Annotated in this window: 14 protein-coding genes; 5 read left to right on the top strand and 9 right to left on the bottom strand. The window is 36.1% G+C overall.

The features are described from left to right. Nucleotides 1-8: 8 nt before the first annotated feature. The 9 genes from IEW45_RS02785 to dapA form a co-directional block, all read right to left on the bottom strand. Nucleotides 9-5,579 (bottom strand): GEVED domain-containing protein, encoded by a 5,571-nt coding sequence (locus IEW45_RS02785; protein WP_188619697.1) that lies wholly within the window; start codon nucleotides 5,577-5,579, stop codon nucleotides 9-11. Nucleotides 5,580-5,950: 371 nt separating this feature from the next. After that, on the bottom strand, nucleotides 5,951-6,766 hold the full coding sequence (locus IEW45_RS02790; RefSeq protein ID WP_188619698.1) for an enoyl-ACP reductase FabI: 816 nt from the start codon (nucleotides 6,764-6,766) through the stop codon (nucleotides 5,951-5,953). 52 nt (nucleotides 6,767-6,818) lie between these two features. Then, nucleotides 6,819-8,471, bottom strand: a complete 1,653-nt coding sequence (gene recN, locus IEW45_RS02795) for a DNA repair protein RecN (RefSeq protein WP_188619699.1) — start codon at nucleotides 8,469-8,471, stop codon at nucleotides 6,819-6,821. A 35-nt stretch (nucleotides 8,472-8,506) separates the two neighbouring features. Further along, nucleotides 8,507-9,394 (bottom strand): type IX secretion system protein PorD, encoded by an 888-nt coding sequence (gene porD, locus IEW45_RS02800; RefSeq protein ID WP_188619700.1) that lies wholly within the window; start codon nucleotides 9,392-9,394, stop codon nucleotides 8,507-8,509. Beyond that, on the bottom strand, nucleotides 9,387-10,598 hold the full coding sequence (gene coaBC, locus IEW45_RS02805) for a bifunctional phosphopantothenoylcysteine decarboxylase/phosphopantothenate--cysteine ligase CoaBC (RefSeq protein WP_188619701.1): 1,212 nt from the start codon (nucleotides 10,596-10,598) through the stop codon (nucleotides 9,387-9,389). Before coaBC ends, porD begins: the two co-directional genes overlap by 8 nt. Nucleotides 10,599-10,606: 8 nt before the next feature. Next, nucleotides 10,607-10,921 (bottom strand): DNA-directed RNA polymerase subunit omega, encoded by a 315-nt coding sequence (locus IEW45_RS02810; protein ID WP_188619773.1) that lies wholly within the window; start codon nucleotides 10,919-10,921, stop codon nucleotides 10,607-10,609. A gap of 20 nt (nucleotides 10,922-10,941) precedes the next feature. Beyond that, nucleotides 10,942-11,748 carry an outer membrane protein assembly factor BamD gene (locus IEW45_RS02815; RefSeq protein WP_188619702.1) on the bottom strand — a complete coding sequence of 269 codons (807 nt, stop codon included), beginning with the start codon at nucleotides 11,746-11,748 and terminating at the stop codon, nucleotides 10,942-10,944. Nucleotides 11,749-11,917: 169 nt separating this feature from the next. Next, the gene (locus tag IEW45_RS02820) at nucleotides 11,918-12,430 is read right to left on the bottom strand and encodes a ferritin (RefSeq protein WP_188619703.1); all 513 of its coding nucleotides are present in this window, start codon (nucleotides 12,428-12,430) and stop codon (nucleotides 11,918-11,920) included. 35 nt (nucleotides 12,431-12,465) lie between these two features. Next, complete coding sequence (dapA, locus tag IEW45_RS02825) at nucleotides 12,466-13,344, bottom strand: 4-hydroxy-tetrahydrodipicolinate synthase (protein WP_188619704.1); 879 nt, start codon at nucleotides 13,342-13,344, stop codon at nucleotides 12,466-12,468. Between the two features lie 175 nt (nucleotides 13,345-13,519). Here dapA and IEW45_RS02830 point away from each other — a divergent pair, with 175 nt between their 5' ends. From IEW45_RS02830 to IEW45_RS02850, 5 genes are all read left to right on the top strand, one after another. Beyond that, nucleotides 13,520-14,299 (top strand): 5'-nucleotidase C-terminal domain-containing protein, encoded by a 780-nt coding sequence (locus IEW45_RS02830; protein ID WP_188619705.1) that lies wholly within the window; start codon nucleotides 13,520-13,522, stop codon nucleotides 14,297-14,299. Nucleotides 14,300-14,305: 6 nt separating this feature from the next. After that, nucleotides 14,306-15,223 carry a bifunctional metallophosphatase/5'-nucleotidase gene (locus tag IEW45_RS02835; protein ID WP_188619706.1) on the top strand — a complete coding sequence of 306 codons (918 nt, stop codon included), beginning with the start codon at nucleotides 14,306-14,308 and terminating at the stop codon, nucleotides 15,221-15,223. Between the two features lie 63 nt (nucleotides 15,224-15,286). Next, complete coding sequence (locus IEW45_RS02840; RefSeq protein ID WP_188619707.1) at nucleotides 15,287-15,742, top strand: hypothetical protein; 456 nt, start codon at nucleotides 15,287-15,289, stop codon at nucleotides 15,740-15,742. 599 nt (nucleotides 15,743-16,341) lie between these two features. Continuing rightward, complete coding sequence (gene nadC, locus IEW45_RS02845) at nucleotides 16,342-17,199, top strand: carboxylating nicotinate-nucleotide diphosphorylase (RefSeq protein WP_188619708.1); 858 nt, start codon at nucleotides 16,342-16,344, stop codon at nucleotides 17,197-17,199. A 3-nt stretch (nucleotides 17,200-17,202) separates the two neighbouring features. Next, complete coding sequence (locus IEW45_RS02850) at nucleotides 17,203-18,129, top strand: YihY/virulence factor BrkB family protein (protein WP_188619709.1); 927 nt, start codon at nucleotides 17,203-17,205, stop codon at nucleotides 18,127-18,129. Nucleotides 18,130-18,146 lie beyond the last annotated feature (17 nt).

Below are 18,146 nucleotides of genomic sequence, written 5' to 3' on the forward strand. Positions count from 1 at the left end.
AATTACAACTATTGCTTTTTAACTACTTTAATTGTTTTATTTACAGTACCTGCAGTTACCTGAACTACATAAGTACCGTCAGCAAGAATGCTCATATCAATTTTAGCCTCTGGCGTATTTGGCTTAACATTCATTACTTCCTGACCAAGCATATTAAATATTGCTACAGAAGTAATTTCAGATGAGTAGTTCATTACAAGTACATCCTTAACCGGGTTAGGATAATAGCTGAATGAAGTTACATCAAATCTGTCTCCTGCAAGTACAGCAGTAATTGTAACTGCAAGCGGTGACATACTTGAACATCCGTTCATTGTTGCAACAGCATAATAATTAGCACCTGCCTCAATCATAGCGTCAGCAGCAAGTGGGTTAACACCGGCCATTGCATCTTCCATACTAGCATACCATACTACGTTAGTACCTGTTACCTCAATATCTGCAACAGTAGCAAAGTCAGCATCAGTAACTTCAATTTGTTGCTCAGCTGCACCTGTAGCGTCTTCAACTACAACAACCTGAGCTGTTACAGCTGCACGGTTAATACTTTCACAACCTCCCATAGTTTGAGAAGCATAATATGTCATACCATCCATAACTGTTGCATCCATAGCAAGTGGTTCTCCACCTTCGGCAGCCATATACCATTGAATCATTTCTCCGGAAGCAGATAAATCTGCAACTGTAGCACTCTGACAGAATATTTGATTTGCAGATGCAGTTGGTGTAGATGCAGGACATAGTACTTCAAGTACTCCGCTCATATACGTAACACCATCCCAAATGTTTCCACCGTTTGCATTATAACCACCGTAAGTATAAGGACCATCTTCAAGCTGGAATCTTGCAGCATAGTAGTAAGTACCTATTTCAAGGTCTGAACCTATTGCAGCTACAAACTCATCGTTATTTCCTGACTGTAGGTTAAATGTTGCAGGAACCCACTCTGTCCAAGTTGAAGGATCAGTATCTTCTGTACTAATACCTACCCAAGCAGAAACGCCTACACCAGGTCCTGTGCCGGGAGTAACTCCTTCTTCATAACCCTGAATGTAAACCATTCCTGATTGACCTTGAAGTATAGATAGTGTACCAGGGTATTGCAGGCTAACATAATCCATAGTCGGTTCGTTAACTGTTACAGTAACCGCCAGTCTGTTTTGGCTTTCACAGCCATTCATTGTTTGAGAAGCATAGTACGTCATACCATCTTCAAGAGCAGTATACGCAGATACCATGTTACCATCAACCTCAGCATCATACCACATAATCATATTTCCGTTTGCCATTAGGTCGGCAACTGTAGCACCTGCTTCAAATACCTGAGTAGTATTTCCTGTTGGAGCAGCAGTACTGTTTATAGTTACAGCAACAGCTGTCCTCATTTCACTTTCACATCCTACAGTTTGAGAAGCATAATAAGTGCCTCCGTTTGCAAGAGCAGCATCTGCTGCAAGTGGGTTTCCTCCTTGTGCAGTAGCATACCACATTACCATATCTCCTTCAGCCATTAAGTCTGCAACTGTAGCACTGTAACAGAAAGATTGTGCTGCATCAGCTACAGGAGCTTCAGTACCACAATTAACTGTAAGTACTCCGCTTACATACATATCACCATCCCAGAAAGAACCACCTTCTGCACTGTAACCACCATATCTGTATGGTCCTTCAAGATATTTAAATCTTGATGCGTAGTAATATGTACCAGGCTCTAAATCATCTCCTATTGCAGCTACAAACTCATCGTTATTACCTACCTGAGTGTTAAACGTCATAGGAATCCATGTAGTCCATGTAGATGGGTCAGTATTAGCTTCACTAACACCTATCCAAGCCGTAACCCCTAGACCAGGTCCTGCTCCCGGAGTAACTCCTTCTTTGTAACCTTGCGCATATACCATTCCTGTTTCTCCTTGTACTACAGTTAACTGTGGTGGCCACTGTAAATTAATCCAATCCATTTCAGGAACGCTTACTGTTACTGCAAGTCTTTCCTGGCTTTCGCAACCATTCACTGTTTGTGTAGCATAATACATTCCTGATGTTAAACCTGCTGATTCAGCTAAAGCTGTACCACCTTCGGCAACACTGTACCATTGTATATTCTCACCTGTTGCTTCTAAATCTGCAACTGTTGCTGCTGTAGTAAATACATAATCAGTTTGCCCTGTAGGTGCAGGTGTTATAATAACCTCTATATCTACACTGTCAGAAGCAGGGCAACCTAAATCTGTTGTTACAGTAGCTGTATAAGTCGCATCAGCCATTGGCTTAGCATATACCATTTGTGCAGGATCTCCTGTATATGGTACTGTTGCAGCAGGATCAGAGTAAAGACCTTCCATAGGAGACCATACAAATTCAACTGCACTTGCTCCACCTGTAACCATAACATTATAATCTTCCCACTCACCAAAACCTGTGTGACCACAAGCCTCATCAGCATTAATTCCTGTAGAACCATATCTACAACCTACACGCATTCTTGTAAATCCGTTAAATGCAGTTGCCGGTATACTAGCTGTTCCTGTTACTTCATCTGTTGTTGCTGTAGCAGTATCAAAAATACTTTCATCTGCCGTAAACTCACCATCCATGTTAAAGTCAATCCATACACGGAAACGCTGTCCCCAAGTACCACCTGCATCAACTGAAATATCATATGTTTGACCTGCAATTACGTTTGCAGTCATAGCATCATAGTATGTATAATCTGAAGCTGCATCATCTGAACCATTGTTAGCAAGGTCTGCAAAAGAGAAGCTTCCGATAAAGTCTCCTGTAGAGCCTGTGCTGCTTACAGTTGGTATACAGTATTCAGCAGGAACTATACTTTCGCCTCCTTCAGCCATAAGCATTACAGGAGAACCCTGACAAGCTACTACAGAAGAAGGTACTACTGTTACAGGGTTTGGCACAGGGTTTACAGTAACAGTATAATCTGTTGATATTTCACAGTTACCTGCAGATTGTGAAGCCGTTAATGTAAACGTAGTTGTTTCTGCTGGTGTAAACACATAACCATTTACAGAGTCTCCACTAACTCCATCAGCAGGAGACCAAACGTATGTATCAAAATCAGCAAGACCTTCTGTTATTGTTACCAATTCAGAATCGTCTCCAGAACATATAGTAGTTTCTGTTCCGCTTAACGTTAAGTTAGCCGGTTCAGTTACACTAAACTCATCTGTTGTAGTAGCTGTTCCTGCTACTGTTGTTACTGATACAGTACCTGATACTCCGGCAGGAACTGTTGCTACTATTTCTGTATCTGTGTTAGATGTAATATCTATTGCTGTACCTCCTATTTCAAGAGCTGTAGCAAAACCTAAATTTGTACCTGTTATAGTTATATCCCCTGATACTGCACAATATGCAGCCGGTGTGAACTCTGTAATTGCAGGAGGATCCGGCATAAATACGTTTAATGTATAGTCCTCAAAACTACCCCAAGAACCTGTATAACATGGTCCTGAAGGTCCTGAGTTATTATCTGTACCACCTACTCTCACTCGGTGAGAACCTACAACTACTGCGTCAGCAGGTATTGAGAATGAACCTTCCAGTGTAGTTGGCTCATCACTTTCTGATAATCCTTCATAAACAAGTTCTCCTTCATCGTCAAAATCAGTATCATTATTCCAGTCTACCCATACTTTAGTACCATATGTGTAACCTGTATTATAGGTAATAGCGAAATCTACAGTTGCTGCCACAGGGAAATCTGTTGACATAGCTGAGTAATCTCCATAGTAAGATGGTTCACCTCCTGTTTCATTATTTATAGTTCCCATAAGGAATCCTACAATACCATCACCATCCATACTACTTGGTGCCGGAGTACAATATCCTGTATAGAATGATGCAGGTCCTTCCCATGGGCTTGAATCTGAGTCTGAACATACGGCCTGTACCCAAGTATAATATGTAGTATTTGGTGTAAGTGCCGATACTGTAGCCTCTGTTACCCCTGCTGCTACACTTCCTGTTGCAACTGTTGTTTCTGTAGGCATTTCATCTGAAGTACTCACATAATAGTTATATCCGTCAGCAGGTTCGCTGGCAGATGCCGACCATGTAACAAGACCTGATTCAAAAGAAGCTGTTTCCGCAGAAACACTTCCTACAGGCTCACATGATGGAGTTTCTATTACTGATATATCGTCTACAAATAATCTGTTTTGGTTTGCAATTGAGTATGCATTGAAACCTATGTAATAAACACCGGATGTTGTAGGTGTAAAATCTACAAATACTTCTTCTGAACCTGACATAGAAATTTCAGGATAATCTGCCAAAGTAGTAGTCATTGCAGCAGCAGTACCACTGGTACCATAGGCTACCTGAAGACTCTCTGTATAGAATGTACTGTCATTACCGTAACGATATGCCAACCTGTACGATACTCCTCCTGTTAAGTTTAAGCCTTGTGTAAAGAACCAAGCGTTAGCAGGGTTAGAACTGTTATACTGATATCTGAAAACAATTCCGTCAAAACCATAACCAGGATTATTAGTTGTAGACCAGTTGTTGCCTGAACCTACATTTTGTCGTGTAATACACTCCGGCATTCCGGGTGTAGTAGCTGTTTCTGCATCTTGATAATAAGGTACATCAGTAGCTGTACATAATGTAGTAAATGATACTGAACTAGACCATGCACTAACATCTGAACCGCCGCATAGGCTTCTTACCCATACATAATACATAGTATTAGGAGTAAGTGATGTTATATTTGCAGTAGTTGTACCTGCTGTAACACTTCCTGAAGCAGTTTGAGATGCATCAGGAGCAGCTGCTGATGTACTGTAATAATACTCATATCCTGCTGAAGCATTTGTTGCAGCAGTCCAAGACACATCTGCTGAGTCCGTTCCAAATCCTGCTACTGATAGCGCTGTTGGAGGCAAGCATGAAGCTACAGGTCCTACAAATTGTAATCTTGCTAACGTAGAAGTACGTGTTCCTGATGGCGGTGAAGCAGGGTCAGGGTTTGTACCATCACTATAATAATACAGACCGGTGTTTGAGGTTGATGAATACGAACCAAAGTTAGCTGTACAAGAATAACCTGAAACGTTTTCATCTACTGCTATAATAAGGTTACTGGTACCATCGTAATTAAATGGTGTTGAAAAAGTAATTTCAAACCAGTTTCCGCCAACAGGAGTAATTGCTCCTGAATAAACTTGCGTTAAGTTAGCAACAGGTTCCCAGTCAGAAGTAGAAGTAAACTCAGTTTTAGTAGTGTGACCTAAGTAAACTGTCCATTGATTCCAGTTTCCTAAGGTTGTACCGCCTGATGAATAATAATACCTTACTTTGGTAATTTCTCCCGGTAGTCCTCCTCCGGTTGCATACTCAGAAGCTTTAACAATTTGCTGAGTATAATTGTAGTTATAACATGAATTAATTGGTATTAATCCATTTGTAGATGTTCCGGAACCAATCCCTATGGTTCCTGTTTGTGAGAATCCTGTCGTGACCGACAGTAAGGCTGTTAATAGCCAAAAGCAAACATGCCACTGTCTCCGGTTTTTCCCATAACCGGAAACACTGTTAATAGTAGTGTTTTTCATATTATAATAGTTATAAATTATTGTTAATAAAATTACAAATTTTACATTTAAATAACACTAAATAATACTTTTTATATTTTTTATAAATAAATTTTTAAATTAAAATCAATTATTTTCACAAATAATGGCTTTATGTCATTAAAAAGTTAAAAAAATCAATGTATTTTATAAAAAATTCTTTTTTTTAACATTTAGAATGATTTTAAATTTAATTTTTAGTTACAAAAAATCTTATAAAACCATTTATTAACAGCGATAAACAAAAAAACAAGTATATGATAATATTAATTATATAAATAATACAGTAAAAAAATAGCATAAAAAAAGGAGCCGTAAAGACTCCTTTTTTTATGCTATTTTATATATAAATTTTATTCTTCTGTCGAAAATTTTTCCATTACTTCTGCACTAACTCCTGTCGAAGAGTACCCTCCGTCATGGAAAAGGTTCTGCATTGTAACCATTCTTGTAAGGTCTGAGAATAATGTAATACAGTAATCCGCACAAGACTCTGCATCTGCATTACCAAGTGGTGCAATAGAATCGGCATAATCATAAAAAGCATCAAAACCTTTAATACCTGTACCTGCTGTTGTTTTGGTTGGTGACTGTGATACTGTATTAATACGTACTTTTTTCTCTACTCCATAGTGGTAACCAAAACTACGTGCTATAGACTCAAGCATTGCTTTAATGTCTGCCATATCAGTATAGAAAGGATAAGTACGCTGTGCAGCCATATATGTTAATGCTACTACACTACCCCCTTCATTTATTACATCCATTTTTTTGGCTACACTAAGCATTTTATGTAAAGACATAGCAGAAACATCTATACCTTTCATAAAGTAGTCGTAGTTAGACTCTGTATACGATATTTTTTTACGAATGTTTACACTCATACCTATAGAGTGTAATACAAAATCTATTTTACCTCCTAAAACTTCTTGTGCCTTTTCATAAAGGTTAGCAATGTCATCTACATTTGTAGCATCGGCAGGTATAATTTCTGAACCTGTTTTTTCTGCTAACTCATTTATTTGCCCCATTCGCATAGCAATTGGTGCATTAGTAAGTACAAATTTAGCTCCTTGTTCATGTGCTTTTTCAGCAACTTTCCAAGCTATAGAGTTTTGGTCAAGAGCACCTGTTATAATACCTCTTTTACCTTTTAGTAAATTATACATATCGATCGTGTGTTTGCTTTGTTTATTGATAAACAAATATTATATTTTTTTTTTACTTAAGCAATTCCCTTGCATGGGTTAAAGCAGTTTCCGAAATATCTTTTCCGGAAAGCATCTCTGCTATTTCATTTACCCTCTCATCCTGAGATAATAATTTAAGTTCGGAAACAGTATTATCACCTTCTGTTGTTTTAAATACTTTATAATGAGTATCGCCTTTTCCTGCAATTTGCGGTAAGTGCGTTATAGCAAAAACCTGCATATTTTTACTCATAGCCTTCATAATATCACCCATTTTGTTTGATATTTCCCCTGACACTCCAGTATCTATTTCATCGAATATAATAGTAGGCAGGTTAGAATACTCTGCCAGTACCGCTTTTACCGAAAGCATTACACGAGACATCTCTCCACCGGAAGCTACCTTTTTAAACGTACCGAAATCAGTACCTTTATTTGCTGAGAATAATAAGACAACATTATCTTTCCCATCAGCATAATAACTATCAGAAATTGTTACTTCAAATTTTAGGCGTGCATTTGGCATACCTTGCAATGCTAATAATTCAGTAATTTTCTCTGTTAATACCGGTACCGCTTCTCTTCTCTTCTCAGAAATTGTTTCGGCTGTTTCATTAAGTTGCTCACGTGCCCCTTCTATTTTTATAGTAAGTTCTTCTATTAAAGTATCTAAATCTTCCGAATAACTTACTTTTTCTTTAAGTACTTCCTGAATAGTCATTAACTCTTCTACCGTTGTTACCTGATGCTTTTTTTGCAAAGTATAAATAAGCTGTAGCTTTTGGTTTACCTGTTCCAGTTGTTCAGGGTCATCAATTAATGAATCAGAACTTTGCGAAAGTTCATTAGTTATATCATCAAACTCTATTAAAACACTGGAAACTCTTTCATGTAACTGATTATACTCTTCCGAAAAACTACTTATTTTTTGCAGTACATTTTTTACCTCTTTCAGGTTTTGCACTACACCTATCTGCTCTTCACTGGCTATGGCTAATACTTTAGCTACCGATTCTTTTATAAACTCAACATTACTCAACTTTTCAAGTTCAGCCTCCATCTCCTCCTGTTCACCTGCTTTTAACTTAGCTGTTTCCAGTTCTTCCAGTAAAAAAGCATTATAATCCTGCTCTTTAACCAGATTGCTTTTATCTTCTTGTGCTTTAGCAAGTGTTGCTTCTAACTGTTTATATGCTTTAAGCTGACTTTTATAATCTTTCAAAACATTTGCATTATCAGCTATTGCATCAAGCAATTGTTTTTGATAACTTTCATCTGAAAGCTCGCGAGTTTGGTGTTGCGAATGAATATCAATAAGGTAATTACCTAACTGTTGTAGTTTTTGAAGGTTTACAGGGCTGTCATTTACAAATGCCCTGGATTTCCCTGAAGGTAAAATTTCTCTCCTAATGATGGTTACATCATCATAATCCAAATCATTTTGAGTAAAGAAATCACTAAGGCTGTAATTTTTAATTTTAAAATAAGCCTCTATTACACATTTCTTTTCCTTGTTTTTTAGAGAGGTAAGGTCTGCCCTGTTCCCCAATACTAAACCAAGTGCACCCAGTAATATAGATTTACCGGCTCCTGTTTCTCCTGTTATTATAGAAAAACCTTCGGAAAAGTCAATATTAAGTTGCTCTATAAGAGCAAAGTTTTTAATTTGAAGTGTTTGCAGCATATAGTATTTTGTGCCTTTAATGTCACACAAATATACTATTTAATATTACTCCATTTAGAAGAATTAAGAGGAGATATTCTGTTTAAAGTATCAACAAGCTGTGTAATAGTAATCATTGGTCCTCCTGAGAAAACAGAAACTATTTCATCTGCCTTGGCATCAAAAAATATACGGGTTAAAAAAGCATTAGGTCTTACTTTGTTTACCTCTGCCAGTGTTTGTATTGCCTCCGCCACTTTCTCTTTACCTTCTTTAACGTTTTTTGCCATCACATCCAGTCCTAAACGATGGTACTGGTATAATGCTTCTCTAAAAGAACTGTAGGTATTGGACAAAAGGTCGCTTATTAAAAAGTATCGGTTTTGGTTACCATCCTGCTGACTCCAGCCTTTATAACCACCACCCTGCGCTAACGATGCCATATTTTGTGCCTCTTGGTAATATGGTGTACCACTATTAAGTTCAAAAGTATCGGCATCCAAACCAATTATAATATTGGCATAAAAAGATATTAAAGCCACCAGGTTAGAACCATAACTGTTTGGGTTATAAATAAGGTTTTCTGATTGTGTATATCTAAAACCTACATCAGGATCACTGTAGTTTAAAACAGGCGACTGGTATGTTGAGTTATGTACAGGTCTTGAAGATTGTACCTGCATTGTTGCTTTAAAGTTGTTAGAATTATATTCTGATACGTTTATAAATATAGAACAATCAATACGCTCATTTCTTCCATAGTTACGGGTTGTCCAGCGTGTATTGTTTATAAACTCTGTAAGCGAAGTTTCCAGTGTTTTAAATAACTGTGTATCACCATCGGTTATCCTGTCTGTATTTACCTGCACTATGCAATTAAGCTCCTGTGCTTTTACAGAAAAAGAAAATAACACCAATACCAGTGCTGCTACCCATTTATACATTGTAATGCTGTTTTATTTTACTAATAATATCTTTTGCAACTTCTTCCTTTGTTTTAAGCTCTGCCGGCTCAACTTCAAAGTTTTTATTTATAAATGTTACTTTGTTTGTTGGTTTGCCGAACCCCGCCCCTTCATCATTCAGCGAATTTAAAACAATCAAATCTAAGTTTTTTTTCTGTATTTTTTGCTTTGCGTGCTCTAATTCATTTTCTGTCTCTAATGCAAAGCCAACTAAAAACTGATTTTTCTTTTCCTGTCCCAAAGAAGCTAAAACATCTTTAGTTTTCTCCAGTTCAATAGTTAAATTTTCATCAGCCTTTTTTATTTTTTGCTGTGCTACTGTTTTAGGTCTGTAATCAGCCACCGCAGCTGCAGCTACTACTGCATCTGCATTTTTAAAATGAGCATGACAGGCATTATACATATCCTCTGCCGAGGTTATATTTATAATCTTTACAAGCTCATGTTCTGCTTTCAGGTTTGTGGGGCCACTCACTAAAGTAATCTCAGCACCTTCATTTGCAGCAGCAAGCGCAATATCATACCCCATTTTACCTGAAGAATGATTACCTATAAAACGTACAGGGTCTATAGCTTCGTATGTAGGACCTGCAGTAATTAGTATTTTTTTTCCGCGTAAGGGTAATTTCGCTGTTATATCCTTTTCAAGAAAAGTGATAATATTTTCAGGTTCTGCCATGCGCCCTTCACCATGAAGACCGCTTGCCAGTTCGCCTGACTCTGCCGGAATCATTACATTACCGTATTCCTGTAATGCCTTAAATGTAGCTGTTGTAGAAGGGTGGCGATACATATCTAAATCCATTGCAGGAGCAAAATAAACAGTGCATTTTGCTGAAAGATATGTTGCCAGTAATAAATTATCTGAACTGCCCGAAACCATTTTAGAGAGCGTGTTGGCGGTTGCCGGGGCTATTAAAAACAAATCAGCCCAAAGGGCTAATTCTACATGATTATTCCACACCGCGTTTTCATCTTCTTCGTTATAAAATGATGAATGCACGGGGTTTTTAGACAACGTGGAAAGTGTAAGCGGAGTTACAAAATCTTTAGCAGCAGGCGTCATGATAACACGAACATGCGCGCCTGCCTTTACAAAAAGTCTTACTAATGTTGCTGTTTTATAAGCGGCAATACCTCCGGATATACCTAGAACAATTTTTTTACCGCTTAAAACTGACATCTATATTTTTATTTTGCTTTTTTGTATGAAACTTTTTCCTCTAACCACTCTTCTACTGCTAAAGCATGTGGTTTAGGAAGTTTTTCATAAAACTTAGATACTTCTATCTGCTCCTTGTTTTCAAATATTTCTTCAAGGCTGTCATTATAAGTAGCAAATTCCTCAAGCTTTTCTATAAGCTCTTTTTTAATTTCTGTATTAATCTGCCCTGCTCTTTTAGCTATAATAGTAATAGCTTCATATATGTTACCTGTCGGCTCTTCAATCTTACTTCTGTTGTAAGTAACTGTGTTTACAGGAGCTTGTGCTTTTTTTAAATCTATCATAATATAATGACTCTTTGTTATTTAGAATATAATTGTAATTCGTTTTCCAGTTCTTTCTTCATTGCGTCAGCCTGCTTTTTATATTTAGTATCAGGCTTAAACTTAATCAATTCGTTATAGTTTTGTATAGCTGCTAAAAGACGTTCTTCCTGTTTAGAGCGTACACTGTTAATAGCTAACCTGTAAGAAGCATCTAATTTATAAAAAAGAGCATCTTCTTTATATTTTGTACCCGGAAAGTTAATCAGGAAGTTATCTAATGCAGTTGCAGCTGCTTTAAAATCTCCAAAGTACTCGGCTGTTGTATTATATTGTTTTGCTACTTCAAATGCTTTCTTTTCCAGCTTTTCATTAAGTTCTTTTACCAGTGCATTAGCCTCATCCATATATTCAGATTCAGGATAAGTGTTAATAAACACCTGTAGTTTATCTAACGCTTTGTATGTAGCTTCCTGGTCAAGAGAATATCTTGGGGAAAGCATATAGTATGATTTAGCTCCTAATAAAAAAGCTTCTTCTCTTTTTTCGCTACGTGGATAGTTTGCTGTAAAATATTCAAACTGATATCCGGCAGTGTAATATGTGCCTACCTCATATAATGATTTAGCATAAATGTAAAATAACTTCTCTCCCTGAGGCTTACCCCTGTATGATGGTGTTATCTGCTCGGCAAGCCGTACTGTTTTGGAGTATTTTCCCTGATCATACATTTGCACAGCGATATCATATTTAAACTTAAGATCTTCTGACTTAAGTGCTTTTTGGTATTGGCTGCATGATGTTAACACTGCCGCAAGTATGAATATATACAGGTATTTCGCCATTTTAATTTGTTTGTTTTATGCTACAGCTACTGCTGATTTAAAAGCAACTGCAAATTTAGTTAATAATTATACAATACAAAATCTTTTTTTAGCTCTCGCTTTTTTTTAAAATCAGGTATAAAAAAAGATGCCTTTTGGGCACCTTCCTTTAAACTCATATATTTTACTTTTATTGCACTATGTTGTGCGCTGTAGAACTAAAGTTCTTCATATCGTTATCAAACATATACAACCCTCCTTTATCATCACCTATCAGGTCTATTTTATCCAGTATTACTTTAGCAGTAGCTTCTTCTTCTATTTGTTCGGAAACATACCATTGTAAAAAGTTATGCGTAGCATAGTCTTTTTCTTTTAAAGCAATATCAACTAAAATATTGATACATTCTGAAACTCTTACTTCGTGCTCATATAACTGACGGAAAAGTGTTTTAAATGATGTATAGTCCAATTTAGGCTCATCAAGCTGAGATATCTTTGCTTCTCCTCCGCGCTGGTTTACATATTTTAACAGTTTAAGCATGTGCGCACGCTCTTCGTCAGATTGTTTAAACATAAAAGTAGCAATACCCTCGAACCCCTTGATTTCTGCCCAAGATGCCATTGCAAGATATATTTGAGAAGACTCTGCCTCTACTTTTATCTGTTCATTTAAAGCGGATTGTATAATTTCAGGTAACATAGTAGTCGGTTTTTAAAATTGTGTCTCTTACAAATTTAACCGATTTTTTTTACAAAACCCTCAATACGATCTGCTAAATCTTCGTTAACCTTTACTAAAGGTAACCTAACAACATCTTCACAAAGTCCTAATGATTTAAATACTGATTTTATTCCTGCCGGGTTACCCTGCTCAAAAATCATATCTATAGCATCAGCAAGCAGGTAGTGTAATGTATAGGCTTCATCAGCTTTTTTCTCACGACCTAAACGTACCATATCAGAGAATTGTTTTGGGAAACCTTCGGCAATTACTGATATTACCCCTACTCCTCCGGCAAGTATCATCGGCAGCGTTATCATATCATCACCTGAAATTACTAAAAAGTCTTTTGGGGCTTTTTGTATCAGTTTCATTGCCTGTACTATATCGCCTGCCGCTTCTTTAATCGCTACAATATTATCAAAATCTTTAGCTAGTCGCACTACTGTATCAGGTAGCATATTGCTTGCCGTTCTACCCGGTACATTATACAATATAATTGGTAACGGAGAAGCCTCAGCAACCATTTTAAAATGCTGATAAATTCCCTCCTGTGTTGGTTTATTATAATATGGCGAAACAGAAAGCACTGCTGTAAAAGCAGATAAATCTCTTATTTTTAATTCTTCTGTTACTGCTGCGGTATTATTACCACCAATACCAAGCACTAACGGCAAACGTTTATTATTTGCTTCTACTACAGTAGTAATAACAAGTTCTCTTTCTTCAGCGGTTAAGGTAGCAGCTTCTGCTGTTGTACCCAGCACTACCAAATAATCAATACCGTTATCTATTTGATAATTCACTATTTTTTTCAAGGCTTCAGTATCTACTGAAAAATCTTGCTTAAACGGTGTAATAAGCGCTACACCTGTACCTGTTATTGCCTGCATATGTATATTATTATTTTTCTTTTTAAAACTTATAACCAACTATATACAAACAACATACACTTTTAAAAACAATTTCTTAATACTACTTTTTAGTAAAAAATATTTAATAAAGTGTAAAATGGTTGTAATTTTGGCTACTGAATACAAAACTACTTCAATTTAAGTGTCATCGCAAATGATAAACCTAAAAAAGAATAGTACAATACAAAGTGTTTTTGTGCTATTTCTAACTTTTTTAATATTAACCTCTTGTGGGTCTGAAAAGCTATATAATTCTGAAATTAAAGGTAAACAAATACCTGTTAGCGATACATATAATAACGATAAGCAAATAGAAGATTTTATCGCACCGTATCGTGATCATATCAATAAAGATTTAGATAGTGTATTGGCGTATGCACCTGAAACGTTTACCAAAACAAAAGGTAAATGGCAAACCAATATTGGTAACCTGATGGCAGATATGACTTTTGAAACTGCTGACACATTACTTTACCAAAGAGAAAAAGAGCATGTAGATATTTGCCTGTTAAACTATGGCGGAATACGCGCTACCATACCACAAGGCAATGTAACAGCACGTTCAGCTTATGAAATAATGCCTTTTGAAAACAGCCTTATTGTTATGGCACTTAGAGGAAAGCAAGTAAAAGAAATCGCAGAATATATTTCGCAAGGCAAACGCCCTCACCCACTGGCAGGAATGTTAATTGTTTTAAACAATAACGGAACTGTTAAAAGTGCTACAGTACAGGGAGAACCGATAGATGAAAATAAAGTATACTACGTTGCAACATCTGATTACCTATCTAATGGTGGGGATAATATGAACTTTTTTAAAGAAGCTGTAGCAGAGTATAAACTGGACTATAAGCTAAGAAACATCTATATAGATTATTTCAAAAAAGCAGATACACTGCCGGTTAACAATTCAAATCGTATAATTACAGAGTAAAGCATTATGAAAAGAAGAGATTTTATACAGAAAACAGCAGCAGGCTCGGCACTGGTTGTAGGCGGACTTTCATTAAGCAGCTTTACCAACACCAATACTAATAAAGATAATACTAAGCGTATCACTATACTACATACTAATGATACGCACAGCCATATAGACCCTTTTGAAAAAACTGACCCCAAATACCCTAATATGGGCGGGGCAGCACGCAGGGCTACTTTGGTACAGCAAATACGCAGAGAAAATCCAAACACGCTATTACTTGATGCAGGTGATATATTCCAAGGAACGCCATACTTTAACTACTATGGTGGTGAACTGGAATTTAAGATTATGAGTATGATGAAGTACGACCTTGCTACACTGGGTAATCATGATTTTGACAACGGTATTGAAGGGTTTTACAAACAATTACCACATGCTAACTTCGACTTTGTTTCCGCTAACTACGATTTTAAAAACACAGTGCTTGACGGTATTGTAAAGCCTTACAAAACATTTACTTTTGACGGTGTTAAAATAGGCGTTTTCGGATTAGGTATACAGCTAAAAGGATTGGTTGACGAACGTAACTACAAAGAAACACTATATATAGAACCTGTTGATGTAGCTAAAGACATGAGCCGTATATTAAAAACAGAAGAAAAGTGTGATTTGGTTATCTGCCTTTCACACCTTGGTTTTAAATATGGCGGCGATAAAGTATCGGATGTAGTGATTGCTAACCAAACAAAAGATATTGACTTAATTATTGGCGGGCATACCCATACTTTTTTAGACAAACCATACATTACCAACAATATTGATGGTAAAGAAGTTATGGTTAACCAAGTAGGTTGTTATGGTATTAACTTAGGGCAGATAGATTTCTACTTTAAAGAAGGCAAAAAGGCAGCAGAAGGCAGGACTATTACCGTATAATAATAAATCTAGTTAATTAATTACGAAAGTTTATATATTGCAGCTTCTGAAAACTACAACTAAATGAAGCACTTTTTTAAGTATAAATACGGCTATATAAATATAGATGATGAAAACCTATATTTAACAAGTTCAGGAAACTGGCAGGAAGCAAGAGAATTAAATGAAAAAAACAGAGCTTCAATCAAAAAAAATAATAGAAGAATAAATAACCAAAAAGCTTTTGTTTATGTTACTGTGACAATCATTATAATTCTTTTATTTTTTATGCTTCAAAACAATAGAGTTTCCATTGGTCTTTCAATAGGGCTTATTTCATTAGCTTATTATATAAATAATTATTTTAGAGGAGAGTTTGGTGTAAGGTATAAAATACCTTTGGCTAAAATTGAAAGTATAGAGCATTATGAAAATAATGGTTTAAAAATTAACTTCAAAAATGCCGACAACGAATTAGACACTGAAACCGTGTACGAAGTTGATGAAAAAGGGCTTGTCTTTTTATTAGGACTAAAATGAAACACTTTTTTAAATATAAATACGGTTATATAAATGTAGACGAAGAAACCTTGTACCTAACCAAAACAGGCAACTGGCAAAGAAGTTAAGGATATAATAGCTTGCAATAATAAAAATAAAGAAGACAAAAAGCCGAATACTATATTCCAAATATTCTCATATATATTAGTTCTGTTTAATATCGCTATTTTTCTATACACATTAGTATACACCCCTGAACACATTATAACTACCCTCATTGCCGTTTTAGTTCTTGATACTATAACTTTTATATTTCGCAGAAGAGACTTTGGTAAACAATGCATTATACCACTAAACTGTATTACAGCTATAGAAATACTAAAAAACAATAAATTAAAAATCAGTTACACAAACAAAGATAATAAACCTGATTATGTTACTTTAAAACGTGTAGAAGAAAAGGGAATTGAGTTTTTAAATGGAATAAGTAATAATATAAAATTACAAAGCGCTTAAAAAACTTTCAGCTATAGCATCTGCTTACACTCCACCCTATTTGTTCTCCCTATTTATCTGCTTTTCTCGAAAAAAACCACTACTTTAGCTACTACATAAATAACAATTGCCCACTAAAGAAAATGATTTCAGAAAAACAATTTCAGCACGAACTTGATATAATTATTGCCAATGCCGTTCGCGAAGATGTCGGCGACGGCGACCATAGCTCTTTAGCTTGTATTCCTGAAGACGCTACGGGAAGAGCAAAACTTTTAGTAAAAGACGAAGGTATTATTGCAGGTATCGACTTTGCCAAGCAAGTTTTTGAGTATGTAGACCCTGAACTGAAAGTAGATGTAATGATTGAAGACGGATCTCCAGTAAAATATGGCGATGAGGCTTTTTATGTTGCAGGTAGCTCACAATCTATACTAAAAGCAGAACGATTAGTACTTAACGCCATGCAGCGTATGAGTGCCATAGCTACAAAAACTAAAAAATTTGTCAGCCTACTGGAAGGAACTGATACTAAAATACTGGACACCCGTAAAACTACTCCCGGTATTCGTGCCATTGAAAAATGGGCAGTAAAAATAGGCGGAGGCGAAAACCACCGTTTTGCATTATACGATATGATTATGCTTAAAGACAATCATATTGACTTTGCAGGGGGTATTACTGCAGCAATACAAAAAACGCTGGGATATTTAAGGGGTAAAGAACTCGATTTAAAAATAATAGTAGAAGCCCGCAGTCTTGATGAAGTTCGGGAAATAATGCAGAACGAAGGGGTTTACCGCATACTTTTAGACAACTTTACGCTGGAAGAAACAAGAGAAGCTGTTGCCCTTATCGGCGATTATTGCCTTACGGAATCATCGGGCGGTATTAATGAAACCAATATGCGTGGCTATGCAGAGTGCGGTGTAAACTACATATCATCAGGAGCAATAACACACTCTGTGTACAACATGGATTTAAGTTTAAAAGCATTTTAATTAATGTCTGCAGAACTGGAACATAAGCTGGAACGCATTCCTGTAATCAAGCATATTGTACGGTTTGGTAAAAGTATAGAGTTACCCTGGTCAGAAGGGCTTACACTTTATCACCTTGGCGAGTTGTATATTACAGGTATTGTAAAAGGAGACCTTTCTTATAAAGCAGGGTCTATCGCTTTCAGTTTCTTTATGTCTCTGTTTCCGTTTGCGCTTTTTATACTGAATTTAATCCCCTATGTACCCGTTACTAACTTTCAAAAAGACTTTATGCGTTTTGTGGAAGAAAATGTCCCACCTAACACATACGATGCTATAGCGGGCACACTTAATGATATTACTAATACCAGTTATAACAGCCTGCTGTCTTTTGGTATATTATTGGCTATCCTGTTAATGTCTAACGGGGTAAATGCTATACTAAGCGGGTTTCAGTCCTCTATGCACATAAGTATTAAACGCTCTTATTTTAAGCAATATGCCATTGCTATAGGGTTATCACTCCTTTTAACAATAATACTTATTATAACTGTAGTAGCCATTATTACCCTCGAAGTAGTAATACACAGTTTAAAAAGTAATGGCTTTTTAACTGATGATGTATATTTACTGGAAATAGGCAGGTATGCTTTTTTAGTATTAATGATACTTACTACTACATCTATGCTGTTTAAATTTGCTGCAAAAGAAACCCGAAAAGCCGCATTTTTCAGCTATGGGTCTGTATTTACTACTATACTGTTTATTTTAACTTCCTTCCTTTTCAGGATTTATGTAATACGTTTTGCACAGTACAATCAACTGTACGGTTCAATTGGTACACTTCTTGTTTTAATGTTGTATATATGGATTAACTGTTTCATCCTTTTATTAGGTTTCGAACTAAATGCATTAATTCATAAATTAAAACGAAAAAATTTATATATTTAACAAAAAATAAAAGTATT

This window comes from Flavobacterium suaedae (assembly GCF_014642915.1).
GTDB classification, from domain to species: Bacteria; Bacteroidota; Bacteroidia; order Flavobacteriales; family Flavobacteriaceae; genus Flavobacterium; species Flavobacterium suaedae.